Genomic DNA, 16,347 nt, shown 5'->3' on the forward strand with positions numbered 1-16,347 from the left:
TGGGACTTAGACAAAACAGAGCGATGGAATAGACTCAAATATATACAGGCAGACGGTTTTATCTAAAAAAGGCATAAATACTTAAATATCAAGGGTATTAGTCATTTTTAGGAGATTGAAGTTATTCTCTTTTTTGGACTAACTTTTCCTAGTGGACCGACATGCCTAAAAATGTAGGTTGGGTTGTAGCTTGCTTCCGCTAACGTCCCTCAACCCAACCTATATTTATTGCACCATTTTAGATGTGTCAGTGTACTAGATCATGCTACGAAAGTAGACACTTTTTTTCTTGTTTCCTCCTGCCAAACTTAAGCTATTAACTCTCCAGTCTCTTGTAATGAATGTAGTCTGCGATAAATACCTTTTTGAGCTAATAATTCTTCGTGACTACCAACTTCGACAATTTTACCTTGGTCAAGAACTACGATTTTATCTGCCTCCCTAACTGTACTTAATCTGTGGGCAATAATAATCGTAGTGCGAGTACCAAAAATATTATGCATTGCTAACTGAATTGATCGCTCACTTTCATAGTCCAAACTGGAAGTTGCCTCATCAAAAATTAGTACATCTGGGTCTACTAATAATGCCCTAGCAATTCCTATACGTTGTCGTTGACCACCGGATAATCGCATTCCTCTTTCACCAACAACTGTATAGTAATCTTGAGGCATTTGTTCAATAAATTCATCAGCTTTAGCAATTTTACAAGCATCTTTAACTTGGGTAAAAGTTGCTTGAGGATTACCGTAAATCAAGTTACTTAATAGAGTGCCATTAAATATATCTACTTCTTGATGAACAATTGCTAATCTACGTCGATAATTTGTAATATCCAGAGTATTAATATCTTCTCCATCAATTAAAATTTTGCCTTGATTTGGTTGAAAATATCTGAATATTAATTTGACTAAGGTAGATTTTCCTGAGCCAGATTTTCCGACTAAAGCGACTGTTTGACAAGGTGTAATTAAGAGATTTATCTCTTCTAAAACAGGTTGGTTTTGGTTGTAACCAAAGCTCAAATTAGATAACTCAACTTTTCCCGTAAATTTATAGGCATTAATCTGTGACGAACTAGCAATTTCTCCTGATAAATTAGCAGCATCAGAACCTATAGGTAACTGCATAAATTCATGGAAATGAATCATTGAAGCATAGCGACGGACAAATTCTTCAGTTAGCTGACTGATGGGAGTTATCTCTGCATAAGCCATACTTGCTAGGGTATATACAGTCACAAAATATCCTAGAGAAATTTCGCCAGACAATGTTGCTGATAATGTTAAACCCAGAATGAAGAAAAGGCAAAATTGAACAACTGTTGTCTGATACATAGATAGCCAAACATAGCCTCGATGAATTCGATAGATAATAAATTTTAGAGCGCGGTTAATTCGGGTAGTTTGTTTGTGGAATTCTTGAGTTTCTGTAGCAAATGCTTTGACTGTTTTAATATTGGTAATAATTTCTGAATTATGACTTTCTGTGTTTTCTTCATACTTATCAAAAGTTACTTCCATTTTGACAAGATGTTGAAGGGTTTTGGTAGTAAAGCTGAGAATAAAGATAAAAGAAATTAAGAATAGAATAGCAATCTGCCATTCTATTAAACAGATGACGATAAAAATTCCAACTACACGCACTAATTTGGGTATTAATACACCAGCAATTTCAGGATAAGTCCAAGTGTGGTTTAAGACTCCTTTAGAAATACGGTTAGCTATCCGTCCAGGGTTATTTTCATCATAAAATTCTATAGGTAGGGTGAGGATTTTTTTGACGGCGTTTTGGAAATGGTCTCGACGTGCGTTTAGAGGAACTACCCAGTGATACCAGTGTCCTAACCAAGCCATAGTTGGACCTTTGGTGATGCTGACTAAAAATATTAGTCCTAATGTCACTGATAGGGATAATTGTTGATTGCTTGGTAGTCCAGTTAGATTGGAGACCGCTCCAATCAAATTTTCCATTGGCCAGTCTGTAGAATGGTCTGAAAGTATATTCAAAGTCTGGCCTATGGCATAAGGAACTATTAAATCAATTAGTTCGAGGGCACTAGATGCTCCGATCCCTAAGATGGAAAGTGGTAGGTATGCCTGGTAGTATTTAATGATGTCCCGAAAAGTTGCCATAATTCTACTGTCAAATATTCTTAGAGGCACAGCAATGGCGCTACGCAAGTTATAAGTCAAAAGTCAAAAGTCAAAAGTTAGAAGTTAGAAGTTAGAAGTTAGAATTCAAAAGTTATCCCTGACTAACTTTGAGCATTTATAAATGTCCTAACCTATTTGCGTAGTGCTATATTAATTATATTACAGTTATACTACTATGTGTAATATTAAAACTGAGAATTTACTTTTTTTAGATTTTGGATAATAAAAGTAGAGCGTAATAGTAAAGCAGTTGCGATCGCGACAGTAAGTTTATAGTAGAAAATATAGCGTTTCCCAAGCTAATGAGGTACAGTTGTTTTTCTTCTTTATCAATTCTACGGAACCAGAATTACTGCTCCCTACTCCCTACTCCCTACTCTCTAAAACCAAGGAATTTTGTACCTCACAAGTATGGGAATTGCTATAGGAAAGAAAAGGTTAATTATCTAAGTTTAAACTTGTTTAATTTTTAGTATCTTTACCGAAATATTGTGGTTTAAAGCCTCCCCTTTTAAGGGGATAATAAATAGAAATTTTCCTGTTTGTCAATCCTCTTCTTTTCAAGGAGAGATAATTCTAAATTCTAAATTATTAATTCTAAATTCTTGAATTTAGTTGTTATCTCAATCTAAATCAGGAGTAAAACTGTTGAAAGAATTATGATCGATCTTTATTGTGAACGCCTCCAATCTAGTTTATGGGATGAGCCAATAAATGCCATAAGTAACATAGCATTTTTTATTGCGGCATGGGTAAGTTGGCGTTTAGCATACAATTTAAATGTGCAATTTTATAGTGTAAAACTATTAATTTATTTAATGATAGGTATTGGTATTGGCAGTAGTTTATTTCATACTTATGCTACAGGTTGGGCATTATTAATGGATGTCATACCGATAATGATGTTTCAATTATTTTATTTGTGGATTTATATCCGTAGAGTGATGAAATTAAAGCCTATAATACCTGTAATTTTAATGTTGGTTTTGCTGATTTCTAGTTTGCTAACTCTGCCGCTCAAGGTATTAAATGGTTCTCTTAGTTATGTACCAGCTTTGGTATATTTATTAGGATTGGGAATTTATAATTTTCAAGGGAAAAAACAGAAGAAGTTTATGTTTTTAGCAGGAGTAGTTACATTTTTAATAGCTTTATTTTTTCGTACACTTGACCAAGCAATTTGTCCGGTATTTCCAATAGGAACTCATTTTTTGTGGCATATATTTAATGGAGTAATGCTTTACTTTGTTACAGGTTGTTTACTATTCAATTTGAAAGTTAATCAGTCAAATTTATTAAGAAATAAAGCTTAATTAGGGTTTGCTGAGAAAGTCTTATGGTAAGCATTCAGCTATTAGCCGTCAGCTATCAGCAATAAGACGCGATGCTTAAGGATGGGGTTTAAATGAATAGACATCTCCAGAAAAGAGGGAACAGGGAACAGGGAACAAGGAACAGGGAAGAATAATTGATAATTTATGGATAATAATTGATTTTATTTTTAATTTTTGGAGATGTCTAATATAGAATTTGGAGCTTACTTTTGTAGTAAAATTTTTCGTTTCTCAATTAAATATTGCTTTGAACAAATAGCTGATAGCTGATAGCTGACGGCTGAATGCTTACGTCTTATGGGTGAGGGTAGGAGTTAGGAGTCAGGAGTCAGGATAAATGGGAATGAACGAGGAGGTAGGAGCAAGAATTGTCACAAAATTGTTCTACCATAGTCAGCCAAAAATACTAGCTTTATGCAGCTCTTGGCACCGAAAATCTAGCACTTTTTTAACCCCTTATATAACGAAATGTTGATATAGTTGAAACCCTTGAGATTGCTTCCTTCCACTCTGTTTCAGTTCCAATGACGTAGTTGTAAATTTTCCCACTTACCGAAAAATTGTGGTTTAAAGCCTCCCCTTTTAAGGGGATAATAAAGAAAATTTTCATTATTAGTCAATCCTCTTCTTTTCAAGGAGAGATAATTATTCATTATTCATTATTCATTATTCATTATTCATTGTTGAACTACTTACGCTTTTTCCCTAGCTAATTCCTACTCTTAACCCGTAGCACTGTATGTATTTTATTGAAAGTGAAAAACACTGTAATGAATTTATAATTTTTAATAATATAAATTTCGGGTTTTCTGTTCCCTCTTAAGTCGATAAAACTTGAGTCAAAATTTTCTTGTGTTCTTCAACAATATTTTCAGGAACATAATCGAAAATTTGAATTTTTTCTCCTTCTTGATTTTCTGTAGGAAGTGGAGAATTAGGAGTACATAAAAATACTAATCCTACAGACCAACCAAAACCACGTTGTTTTTCTTCACTCGGATATTCTAAATATCCTAAAAACTGTTGTTTTGTAACTGTAATACTCAACTCTTCTACGGCAATTCTTTGAACAGCATCTTCAATATATTCTTGATAAAAAACCGTACCTCCAGGAATATGCCACAGATTATTCCAGGCAGCATCTTTTCTGAGAGTTAATACCACACCTAAATCAGTTTTCACAACTACTTCTACAACTAATCTAGGAACTTGAGAATATAACAGTTTAAACTCTTCTGAAGAAAAAGGTTTCTTGCGACTCATTTGATTTTATTCCTCTGAATTATAGTAGTCGAAGAAAAGGTTAACACAGATTGAAAACTTAACACTCAGACAAGGCAATATTTTTCCTTATTCCTTCTTCCCTCTTCCTTCTTCCTTTTTCCTTCTTCCCTCTTCAATTAGGATTTTTCATTTCAGTCAATAGTAGTTTATACTAATTACCAAAAGTACTGATGTACTTGGGCAATATTTCAGTTGTCAACTAATTAGCACAAGCAAAATTACTTTTTTGCTAATTTTAGCGAAGTTAATATGTAAGCATTTCCTGCGGAATGCTGCGCAAACAGCTATTAGCTGTCAGCTCTCAGTAATAAAACTCTGCTCTTAAAACTATACTTTATAAACACTTTTCTTAAGATAAAACTTGACCAAACAGAGAAGTTAGAAGTTATGTATTTGTTATTAAATCAATTTTTGCCTTCTTCCTTCTTCCTTCTTCCTTAGCTGATAGCTGATAGCTGACTGCTGAATGTTGACGTTAATGTTAATTATTCTTATCAAAATAATATGGGTCTAAAACCCTGCCTTTTAAGGCAAAATATTTTTGGAGAGTTGCTCAAAATTCCCGTTACAAAAATAACTTCTGACTTCTGACTTCTGACTTCGTTAAGTTTGCTTCTCCCCTACTCCTCTACTCCCCTACTCCCCTACTCAACAAAATGTAGAAAAGTTTTGGAACAATGGTATTATTTACTCCCACTAATTTGAGTTAAGATTATTTCAAGTCGGTTTTGTACTTGTTTAAGTTGCTGTTGTTTAGTGGATATAAATGCTTTTTTAACTTGTAGTTGTGACTGAGTTTCTATGTGAGCTTTATCTTGTTGTTCTAAGAGATTTTCGTAAAGCAAAATTGCCTGTTCAATTACCGTACTTACAGATTTAAACTGAGTATAGAAAACTTCAGCAATATTGTCACAAACCTTATCAAGTATTTCTTCAGAAGATTCCTGAAACTTTTGAAAACCCAGATTATAAACTTGTTGTTTAATTTTCATATCTGCCTTTTCTTTATCACCACCAATACCAAAAAATGAGCTAATCAAAGCCACAGCTCCCCCAGCTATAATAATAGGTAAAATTCCCAATCCTGTAAACATAAATAATGCGCCTGCCGTCAGACCACCTAATTGTAATCCTTCCCATAAACCACCTCCATTATCATCATACTCCTCTAATTTAATTACAGAATTTATATCTAATCCATCTGCTTTAATATTTTCAATTGCCAAATTAAATTGCTCATTCAAATTAGAATTTATTTGCTCATCAACCTCTTGTAAATTCATTCTAACAACCTCTAAATTTTGGCAAACTTCTTTACTTAAAATCTGTAAATTATTCACCACAATTTTTTTTACTTCTGTATTCCCCCAGTTTTCTAATTCTGTAGAAAGAGAACTTGTAAATCCTTCAGCATAATCCTTGATAACTTTTTCCTTATCCCAAAGAGGTGAATGTTCTGAATCCCATTCATTAATTTTTTCAGATAAGCGATCGCTCAATTCTTCTGTCCATTTATCCCATGCTTCAGCCGCTTTTTTAATACTCTTATCTTTCAGTTTTTCAGTAGTTGATAAAATTTTCACATCCCCTTCACTAGCTTCCCCTATTTTTTCCAATATTTTCTGTTTTGCCTCTTCTGGTAAATACACCTTACCATCTAAAACTTTTTCTGCTTGTTCTAATCCTTTTATTGCCTCAGAAATTAAACTATTAATCTTCATCACAAATTGCTGAATTGCCACAACACCTCGCTCAACAGTAAGAAAATTTTCTATGGAATTTGTGAAATTATAAAAATATGTCAAATATTCATTTTCTTTATCCTCTAAAGTTGCATCTAAAGCAGCTTTAGCAGAAATAAAATGTAAACGACTTTCATCTGCAATAATCGGTTTTTCACCAAAGACAAAATTTTCTAAACTCCTTCTAATTTGCTGACGATCTTTTTCACTCCTGACCAAATCTAGAAAATTCACCAATACAAATAAATTATCTGCAGGTAAATTAATTTGATTTCCATTTAACTGCAATTTCAAACTTTGAAGTAACTCTCGTTCCCCTTGAGTTAATGAACGAGAAGCATTAGTTACAAAAATCACAGCATCCGTATCTTTTATTAATCTTTGAGTAATAGTTTTACGGTCTGGATGTTCATTTAAACCAGGAGAATCAACAATTTCTACGCCACTTTTACATAACTCTAAATCTGGATGTTCAAAAAATATTGATTCTATCTCCGACTGTGCTAATTCTTGACTAATATCTCCTAAAGCTGCTGATTCTGAAATAGTAGATTTTTCCTGATATTCTGCTAAAGAAATTTCTATCTCATTACCATTTTTATCACGACAAATTACCCGCTTTTGTTCGCCATATTTTAAAACTGTAACTGTGCCACTGCAAGGAATTTCTCTGACTGGTTGAATTTCTTCTCCTAACAAAGCATTTAATAAGGTTGATTTACCTTGACTAAATTCTCCAACCACTGCAACTCGGAATTTTTGGGATTGTAATTTTTTTAATATTTTATTTACTTCAGATATTAAAGTATCGGGCAGTAAATCTCTCTCAGTTGATACTGTAACTATTTGATAAATTTCGGAGCAAAGATTATGCAATTGTTGTTTATATTTTTGAAACTCTTTTAATCTTTGATAAACAACAGTTTGTTGAGGCTGATTTTTTTTGTTTTGATTTTGATTGTAGTTGGGTAAGAGTGAATTTAGCATTTCACTAGCAGCTTTGACAAAAATATTATCTAACTGATGGAAACGTGCTGGGTTGAGTAAATATGCCACTTCCTCCATTGCCTTATGGGCGAAATTTTCTTGATGAGTAAATCCTGCTTCTAATACCTGCAAATATTTGGTTTTAATGCCTAACTTACGACTAATAATTTCCAAATATTTTTTTTCTCGTACATCAATATTTCCATCAGCAGCAGACATCTCATAACCAAAGCAAATTAATAACAATTTTTCTGGAGGAGACAGAGGATAAGTTAATGTCAAAATCGCCTCAATTTTTTTGTAAATATGTTGCTTTGATACTCCTTTAATCATTAACTTAGTTAATTCCAAGATATTTCCTTTCGGCGGGATAAATTTATGGAGGGTAATTTTTAATCTTGCTCTTTCTTCCTCTGCTACTTTCCCATCTGCATAAATAACACCTATCAATATGATGACTAAATTTGCCAGAAACAATACTGGTGGATTAATATCTCTTTTGCTTAGTTTATTGCCAGTAATAATAGATAGTAATTTTACTGATTCGGTGCTAATTTTTGCAGTATCCATAGGTATATATATTTAATATTTTATTGAGATCTTATTATTATATCTGAATCAAAGTTATTAGTGAGTAAAGATATTCGACAAAAAGCTATCATTATAAATGTAGATATCTGTACAGTCGTTATCTACATATTGTCATAACCGATATATCTAAACAATTCTTATTTCTAGCTTATATATTTATTATTGGCAATATACCTAACATTTAGACCATTTTTTTTCGGGAATTTTTTGATGTTTTTTACCTTCCTATTTCTGGATTATTCATCTCCGGAAACTAATTTTTTGCCCAGGTATTACAAGGGATTAAAGTTAATGTCGGAGAAGTCTATTTCAAGAAACTTTTGCTTAAGCAAAGCCAGAGCTTTAATAAACTGAAGTATTAGCCAGTAAATCACAAACAATGAAACTGTGATACTTGGAATAAATAATATCATCATAAACATTAATTCTGGTTGTTTATGTGCTGCGTTCAAAAAACATAAAATCCATTCTTCTTAATTTCCCGAACATTTAAAAAGTAAATTAAGCCCTTGGATTGTAAAGGGAACCGTACAAATAAGTATAAAAAATCCCTGAGCAAACTAATATCTTGAGATAACTGCTGAGAATCTGCTGTTTAAACCTGTAAAACTTCATTAATTTGCTCAGATTCCTCCTCAGTTTTAACCTGCTCAGAATTACCAGAATAATTATCAGATTTTGAAGTATTTTCCCTTTTTTTAACACCCCTGATTAGATTAGGAAACAATTTAAGTCTAATATCAGTCAATAATTAATTAACACTGATGACAAAATCCTAGAATTATCTAATTTACAAACGGCCTAAAATATGACCATTGCCAATCTTTATTATTATTTTAATATTAGAGACAAATCATAAACAGAAATGGGAGAAAATATAGTAGCAATATAGACATATTTCCAGAAAATCTTAGCTAAAATCAAAAACATAATTAGGAGATAAATATTATGTCAGACCTTGACCGTGGAATAATGAAATTTAAGGGAGCAGATACTCCCAGCGCGATCGCCATTTCTGCGATTGTGATTCTAGGTGCAATAGTCTTACTTATTTTGTGGGGACTTAGTACCGCTTATACAGTTGGCTAGTTAACAACAATACAAGTTTTCTAGAGACGTTCTGGCGGAACGTCTCTTTAAGATATTTAATTTTCAATTAAAATCCAATTTCTTGAGAATATAGTAATATTAAATAGTAATATTAAAAGGATATAAAGAACTTAGAAAAAATAATTTACGATTTATGTCCTTTGTCATAAAATACTGCTATAAATAAGAAAAAGAATCTCAATGATTTGGGATTTTGTGCCAGTTGCTGATTCTATCAATATCATATTAGTTTAATAGAAGTTATTTCAGATAAACCTAGTTTGGAGCTATATCTTTAGATATGACTACTGAAAAAAAAATACATCACCAACAAACTTTAAGTCCTAGTATCTTAGCAGGATGTATGGGCTTTATGATGATTTGTGCTTGGGCATTTGCAACTCCTAAAGCTTTTGAAAAACCTACTATTGATGTTCAATTGACTGAAACTGAAGATGTAGATGATCAAACAGAAGTTACTCAAGTACAAAGAATAGAAACTGAAACAACTGATACAACAACCACTGAAGCAGAGTCTATAACTACAACTACAGAAACTACAGAAACTACAGAAACAGAAACAACTCAAGCAGAGTCTCCAACTCTCATCACAACTGATACAAAAACCACTGAAGCAGAGTCTATAACTATAACTACACAAACCCCAGAAACAGAAACAACTATTACAGAAGCAGAGTCTCCAACTCCTTTCACAACTGATACAAAAACCACTGAAGCAGAGTCTATAACTACAACTACACAAACCCCAGAAACAGAAACAACTACTAGCTCAGTATCTACTTCTCCATCCGTGACCGTATCACCTACTACTAGTATTACTACTACCTCTGGAGCTGAAACTGCACAACCAACTGCTACATCATCGCCAGAAATCGAAACTTCTGCTGCTACCTCTACTAACACATCTACAACATCTCAACCACAAGGCAAGAATTTGAGTAAAGCCAAAACTTTAGGTCAAGTAAAATTTGGATTTGATGAATTTGAATTATCTCCCCAAGCAGAGCAAACTATAAATAGTCTCATCTCAGAAATTAAAGAATACGATCCTAATAAAGTTACGATTAGAGTTGAAGGTCATACATCTCAGGTCGGTGGTGCTCAGTTAAACCAAGAAATATCTCAAGACCGAGCAAATGCAGTAGTCGAATATTTGAAACAGCAGAATTTACCATATCAGGTTGTTGGCAAAGGAATGGGATTTTCTCAACCACTCCCTGGTAGCGATCCTGCTGCTGATGTCAATCAGCGAACAGTAATTATTTTGACACCCGCTAATTAGGGTTTGCGCTCAAAAGTCTTTTAGTAGGGGTAGGAGACAGGAGACAGGAGACAGGAGACAGGAGAAATGGGAATTATAGAGGAGATAGTCGGAAAAATTGTAAGAGTGATTTTTCTGCCATAATCGTCTGCTGCACCATTTGTCAAATTGTATATTATTCTTAAGCATTGCTGAATTAAAGTATGAAAGTAGGTTTATAGGGAACAGGGAACAGTTAATATTAAAAAGTAGTTCAAACCATCCAAAATAAAAAATCACAAATACAAAATTATCAAATCATACCCAGAATCAGCAACGCCTATTCTTATTTTTACTACTCCCCTACTCCCCTGCTCCCTACTCCCCTTCTCCCTACTCCCCTACTCCCCTACTTCTAGGTAATATGCTATATTAAAGGACTGTTCCCAATCGAAATTAATAACTCTTAACTTATAGATGTCTACAAAACCTACCATTTCATTCTCTCACTTAGGGTGCGAAAAAAATCGTATCGATACCGAACATATCATAGGTTTACTAGCACAAGCGGGTTATCAAGTAGATGCTAACGAAGAATTAGCAGATTATGTAGTCGTTAACACCTGTAGTTTTATTCAAACTGCCAGAGAAGAATCTGTTCGTACTTTGGTAGAATTAGCAGAAGCTAACAAAAAAATAGTCATCGCAGGTTGTATGGCGCAACACTTCCAAGAAGAATTACTTGCAGAGTTGCCAGAAGCAGTAGCACTTGTGGGGACTGGTGATTATCATAAAATAGTTGATGTGATGCAACGGGTAGAAAAAGGCGATCGCGTCACAGAAGTCTCCCCTCAACCAACCTATATTGCTGATGAAACAACCCCACGTTACCGCACCACATCCGAAGGAGTTGCTTATGTGCGAATAGCAGAAGGTTGTGATTATCGTTGTGCTTTTTGTATTATTCCTCATCTACGAGGAAATCAGCGATCGCGCACCATAGAATCTATTGTCACTGAAGCTCAACAACTCGCACAGCAAGGGGTAAGAGAAATCATCCTCATCTCCCAAATAACCACTAACTATGGAGTGGATATCTATGGCAAACCCAAACTTGCCGAACTTCTCCGCGCTTTGGGAAAAGTTGATATACCCTGGATTAGAATGCACTATGCCTATCCTACAGGTTTGACTCCCAAAGTAATAGCCGCCATCCAAGAAACTCCCAATATTTTACCCTATCTAGACTTGCCTTTACAACATTCTCATCCCCAAATATTGCGGGCCATGAATAGACCTTGGCAAGGTCGGGTTAATGATGATATAATCGAAAAAATAAAAGCAGCTATGCCCAATGCCGTGTTGCGGACAACCTTTATAGTGGGCTTCCCTGGTGAAACGGAAGATCATCATGCACATTTAGTGAAATTTGTCAAGCGTCACGAGTTCGATCATGTTGGGGTATTTACTTTTTCTCCAGAAGAAGGAACACCCGCCTATACTTTGCCTAATCAGTTACCCAAAGCGGTGATGGACACCCGTAGAGAAGAAATTATGCAAGTCCAGCAGCCTATATCTGGGAAACAGAATCAAAAATCAGTGGGACAAGTAGTTGATGTACTGATTGAACAGGAAAATCCTCAGACAGGAGAGTTGATTGGTAGGTCACCACGGTTTTCTCCAGAAGTGGATGGACTTGTTTATCTCCAAGGAAAAGCTCGTTTGGGTTCAATTGTGCCAGCGATGATTACAGATGCAGATGTTTACGATTTGTACGGTTATGTAGATTTGAGTAAATCAAGCAATTAGTCATTCAGTTGAAGTGTAGGGTAAATTTTTAGGGATTGCCAAAGCATCATTAGACACATAAAGTCTTGCAACTTAATGATACTTATGAAGATATAAACTATACTAGACTTCTTGCCCAACTTAAAATTTTAACATATTACAATATATACATCAGAAATTCTTCTTAACTTTGATTGCTTTACAGACTTTATATGTAACGCCTGTATCACTTTTAAGTAACTTCTGTAAAAAGTGTATAATGTCCCAAAACCTCTACATCAATGTACAAAATCTAAAAAATTAAGTTAATTCCAGGAAAATATGTAATAAATGTGGCAAATGTTAAGTCATTTGTTATTATGTTAATCATTATGAAGATAAAGACGAGCTACCCAAAGGGAGCTGTTAAGTATCATAAAATACCTACGGTAACGTAGGTAGATACGCTGGGACATGGAAAACCTCAAAATTAAGGTCATTTTTTCTTCCTTTGTCCAACGGAAACTTGATATATACAACAGCTTAACGATAGCCAAATATTGGCTCTAACCTTTCTCAACAGACCCTCTAGGAAATTCCTCTCTATGGCCGTAGGTTTAGGAGTGAGACGAAAGGAGACTTAATCGCAGGGGCTTAAAATTCCTGAGATTGATATGTGTGAGACAGTAGTAATCTCTATATCTTTATCTAAAGAGAGTGGGATTGTCCAGAGTGTGGTAGTCACCATGACAGGGACATAAACGTTTCGATCAACATTTTGCGGATGGGAAACCGCGTCGGCGTAAGACGCAAGCGGTCAGACCCCGCGACGACGCCAGCTCGCTTGCGGAATGCTGACCAAGAGAGGGAACGCCCACGCTCGAAGGCTGCGGGACTCGCAGTATCAGTCTGTGGAGCGACTGTAAGACCTTGTGGGAGTAAATCTCGGAAGGCGGGTGCTAAGAAACAGAAAGTCTCTAACAGTGATGCTAGGGAATCCAGCGCTGTACCGTCAGGTCAGCGTCGGGAGGATGTCAAATTGTAGTGGTTGATAACCTGCCTGACCTACTTAAAAGGTCGTAGAAACAATATAAATTTTCTATTATATCTACTAGCGGTAGTTCAGGTAATCAGACAAACTACAGAACTTATAATGTTTGCGTTTGTCTGCCTGTAAAATCGGAAAGCCTCTACAAAAAAATCAGAATTTATCCGCCTTGAGAAGCAGGGTGGCTGCGCGTATTGTCCTTTTGAGGAAATAAAGGTTGAAAAAACCAGAGACACTGAGTTCAGTGGATGAGACGCGAAACCTTCATTTAAGTCACAGACTAAGCAGAGGTACTTCACTATACCCAACTAGGGAGAAAAGGAACAGGCATTTTGCCTTTAATTCTGTCGTCGATCTTCAGGTTAAAACCTAGCCGTTGAGAACATACAGACACTACTGAAATGTTAGCTACTAACTCTAATGCTATCAGGTTAGTAGAAACTGTGATTGGCAAAGGCATACTGCCCTACCAAATAACTACAGGTTTATCGTGAGCAAGGGCTGATAAGCAGCTATAGTTGAGCATAAATCTGCCTCCAAGTTGGGTAACAAAACCAGATGTAAAATAATTTACTTAGGAGAATGAATGGATTTATCGTTTGCAAATTTAGGAATTTCACAAGAGCGTGTAAATCATCTGGAAACAATTGGTTTTACTGAACCTACTCCGATTCAAATCCAAGCAATACCTCATTTGCTGGCAGGAACCGATATTGTAGGTCAAGCCCAAACAGGAACAGGTAAAACCGCAGCGTTTTCGTTACCCATATTGGAGAGAATTGAGCTGGAGACAAAGGCAGTTCAAGCTTTGATTTTGACTCCCACTCGTGAGTTAGCGCTGCAAGTTACAGAAGCGATTCGTCAAATTGCTGGTTTGGATAACAAGGGTCCAACGAAACATCGATTACAGGTCTTAACTGTTTATGGCGGTCAATCTATTGAACGTCAGATTCAGCGCCTTCAAAGAGGTGTTCATATCGTAGTTGGAACGCCAGGACGGATTCTGGATATGCTGAGTCGCAATAGTTTAAAACTAGATAGTTTGAAAATGATGGTTTTAGACGAAGCTGACGAAATGTTGAGTATGGGTTTTATTCAGGATGTAGAAAGAATTCTGGATGCAGCACCCACTGAACATCAAACAGCTTTCTTCTCTGCTACCATGGATCAGTCAATGAAGAAACTGGTGAATAAGTATTTGCGATCGCCAGTAACAGTCAAAGTTGCTCAACAAAAGACAACTCCGAAGCGAATTACTCAGATTGCTTACATGGTGCCTCGTGGCTGGTCGAAAGCCAAAGCCTTACAGCCGGTTTTAGAACTCGAAGATCCAGAAGCAGCTTTGATATTTGTGCGGACAAGGCAAGCTGCTGCTGAACTAACAAACCAATTACAATCAGCAGGTCATAGTGTTGATGAATATCATGGTAACTTGAATCAATCCCAACGGGAACGGTTGCTAAGTCGCTTCCGCAATCAGCAAGTACGTTGGGTAGTGGCAACTGATATTGCAGCTCGTGGTTTAGATGTGGATCATTTAACTCATGTGATTAACTACGATTTACCTGATAGTGTGGAAAATTATGTTCACCGTATTGGTCGTACAGGTCGTGCAGGTCGTGAAGGTATAGCGATTTCGTTGATTAATCCTTTAGATAAGCGAAAGTTGCGGTTGATAGAACGTCATCTGCGTCAACGTTTGGACACTCGGTCGATTCCTAAGCGGTCTCAAATTGAGGCCCGACAGTTGCAGAAGTTACAGAATAAGGTACGAGATGCTCTGAGTGGGGAACGGATGGCTTCTTTCTTACCATTAATTGCTCAGTTGGGTGAAGAGTATGACCCCCACGCGGTCGCTGCAGCAGCTTTACAGATAGCTTATGATGAAACTCGTCCTGCTTGGATGGGGCCTGATTATGCTCAGGAGGAAGAAATCCCTGTCTATGAAACTCCGAAGCCAAAGCCAAAGCCACGCTCACCGAAGATTCGTCATCAAAAACCTTCTCCTAAAAATCAGAGGAGAGATGGTGACAATTTTGTAGAAGAGGCTTCTGTGTCACGCAATAATTAAGTTACTTATTTCAACGTTGGTTGAATACCCGCGCTCTCCTGAGGGCGGGATAATTCTATGGGAAAACCAATCAATATTGGGTTTTTTTCAAACCATGTGCTATAATACTTAAATTGAGGCTGCTGGGCTAGCAGTGTATAGGGGAGCTATCGGATTGGTGACGTATTGTGGAGCAACCTTAAGACCAAAAAGAGGGAAAGACCTCGGAGGCAGATCCTCTGTTAGCGCAGCTTCTCCTCCGGAGGCAAGAGGGAACAGAAAAACCTAATCAGTGATGGTTAGGAATCCCACGTTTTCGCCTAAGCGCAACGTCGAGAGGATATCAATTCTGGGTGAAATAGTCGAATAGTAATTTTAGAGATGTGGGCGATCGCGTCTCTAAATTTTTTTAAGGATTTTTACTATTATATCATGTCTGTTTGAATAACCACAATCAAAAATTTAGGGAGTAGGGAGCAGCGGTGCGACCCCGCGGGGTGCGACAGACGCAAGCGGTCGATCTTTGGAGCTTCCCGTAGGGTAAAATGGCGAGGAAACCCGCTCTGGCAGATCCGTTGCGCTAACGCCATATCCAATCGACCAAGGCAAGGAACGCTCACCAAGAGAGGGAGTAGGGAGCACCGGAACTGATAGTGAGGCGATCGCTAAGGTCAGAGAAACTCCTCAATACACAATAGAAACTAAACAGCAAGAAAATTTTGTTTTCCAATTTGCTCAAGAATTAACTCCTGAAAAACTAACACTTTCAGCACTTTAAGAAATTGATTTGTTTGAATTATACCATTTGGATAAATATTTACTACCTTAACAAGTAACCTATCTAAATCAGATTTAGTATCAGTTATATCAAGTTTGATTAAATATTTATGGAACAGGAGAAAAGTTTAAAATATATCCTCTCCCCCCTCCCTTTATTCAGGATATTTTTTCCCTGTTTCCTCTTAGTTTTATTCAGGAGATTTTCTACACAACCCAAATCATCCTGTTATATTTTTTAGGATTTTTTTTAGATGGTAA

The 16,347-nt window shown here is 36.0% G+C and carries 10 protein-coding genes and 1 pseudogene; 7 read left to right on the top strand and 4 right to left on the bottom strand.

Annotated elements, in window-relative coordinates; genetic code table 11:
• Positions 1-308 precede the first annotated feature (308 nt).
• Positions 309-2,135: an ABC transporter ATP-binding protein gene (locus F6K18_RS08780; RefSeq protein WP_287520304.1), complete on the bottom strand. Its 1,827-nt coding sequence runs from the start codon at positions 2,133-2,135 to the stop codon at positions 309-311.
• A 680-nt stretch (positions 2,136-2,815) separates the two neighbouring features.
• Here F6K18_RS08780 and F6K18_RS08785 point away from each other — a divergent pair.
• Positions 2,816-3,469 carry a ceramidase domain-containing protein gene (locus F6K18_RS08785; RefSeq protein WP_287520159.1) on the top strand — a complete coding sequence of 218 codons (654 nt, stop codon included), beginning with the start codon at positions 2,816-2,818 and terminating at the stop codon, positions 3,467-3,469.
• A gap of 840 nt (positions 3,470-4,309) precedes the next feature.
• On the opposite strand, the gene F6K18_RS08790 is transcribed toward F6K18_RS08785, so the two are convergent.
• Positions 4,310-4,753, bottom strand: a complete 444-nt coding sequence (locus tag F6K18_RS08790) for an NUDIX hydrolase (protein WP_287520161.1) — start codon at positions 4,751-4,753, stop codon at positions 4,310-4,312.
• Positions 4,754-5,457: 704 nt separating this feature from the next.
• Complete coding sequence (locus tag F6K18_RS08795; protein ID WP_287520162.1) at positions 5,458-8,073, bottom strand: dynamin family protein; 2,616 nt, start codon at positions 8,071-8,073, stop codon at positions 5,458-5,460.
• A 969-nt stretch (positions 8,074-9,042) separates the two neighbouring features.
• Here F6K18_RS08795 and F6K18_RS08800 point away from each other — a divergent pair.
• The 5 genes and pseudogenes from F6K18_RS08800 to F6K18_RS08815 all read left to right on the top strand — a co-directional run bounded on the left by F6K18_RS08800 (position 9,043) and on the right by F6K18_RS08815 (position 13,256).
• Positions 9,043-9,183 carry a hypothetical protein gene (locus tag F6K18_RS08800; protein WP_287520163.1) on the top strand — a complete coding sequence of 47 codons (141 nt, stop codon included), beginning with the start codon at positions 9,043-9,045 and terminating at the stop codon, positions 9,181-9,183.
• A gap of 301 nt (positions 9,184-9,484) precedes the next feature.
• On the top strand, positions 9,485-10,486 hold the full coding sequence (locus F6K18_RS08805; protein ID WP_287520164.1) for an OmpA family protein: 1,002 nt from the start codon (positions 9,485-9,487) through the stop codon (positions 10,484-10,486).
• Between the two features lie 435 nt (positions 10,487-10,921).
• Positions 10,922-12,253 (top strand): 30S ribosomal protein S12 methylthiotransferase RimO, encoded by a 1,332-nt coding sequence (rimO, locus tag F6K18_RS08810; RefSeq protein ID WP_287520165.1) that lies wholly within the window; start codon positions 10,922-10,924, stop codon positions 12,251-12,253.
• A gap of 679 nt (positions 12,254-12,932) precedes the next feature.
• Positions 12,933-12,986 (top strand): annotated as a pseudogene (locus F6K18_RS37270) (hypothetical protein); the annotation flags it as partial.
• A gap of 9 nt (positions 12,987-12,995) precedes the next feature.
• Positions 12,996-13,256: a hypothetical protein gene (locus tag F6K18_RS08815; RefSeq protein ID WP_375341304.1), complete on the top strand. Its 261-nt coding sequence runs from the start codon at positions 12,996-12,998 to the stop codon at positions 13,254-13,256.
• A gap of 301 nt (positions 13,257-13,557) precedes the next feature.
• Here the strand turns inward: F6K18_RS08815 and F6K18_RS08820 are convergent, their stop codons facing one another.
• Positions 13,558-13,719: a hypothetical protein gene (locus F6K18_RS08820; protein ID WP_287520167.1), complete on the bottom strand. Its 162-nt coding sequence runs from the start codon at positions 13,717-13,719 to the stop codon at positions 13,558-13,560.
• A 126-nt stretch (positions 13,720-13,845) separates the two neighbouring features.
• Here F6K18_RS08820 and F6K18_RS08825 point away from each other — a divergent pair, with 126 nt between their 5' ends.
• On the top strand, positions 13,846-15,330 hold the full coding sequence (locus F6K18_RS08825) for a DEAD/DEAH box helicase (RefSeq protein ID WP_287520168.1): 1,485 nt from the start codon (positions 13,846-13,848) through the stop codon (positions 15,328-15,330).
• Positions 15,331-16,347: the final 1,017 nt, after the last annotated feature.

Source organism: Okeania sp. SIO2C2 (genome assembly GCF_010692625.1).
Taxonomy (GTDB): Bacteria; Cyanobacteriota; Cyanobacteriia; order Cyanobacteriales; family Microcoleaceae; genus Okeania; species Okeania hirsuta.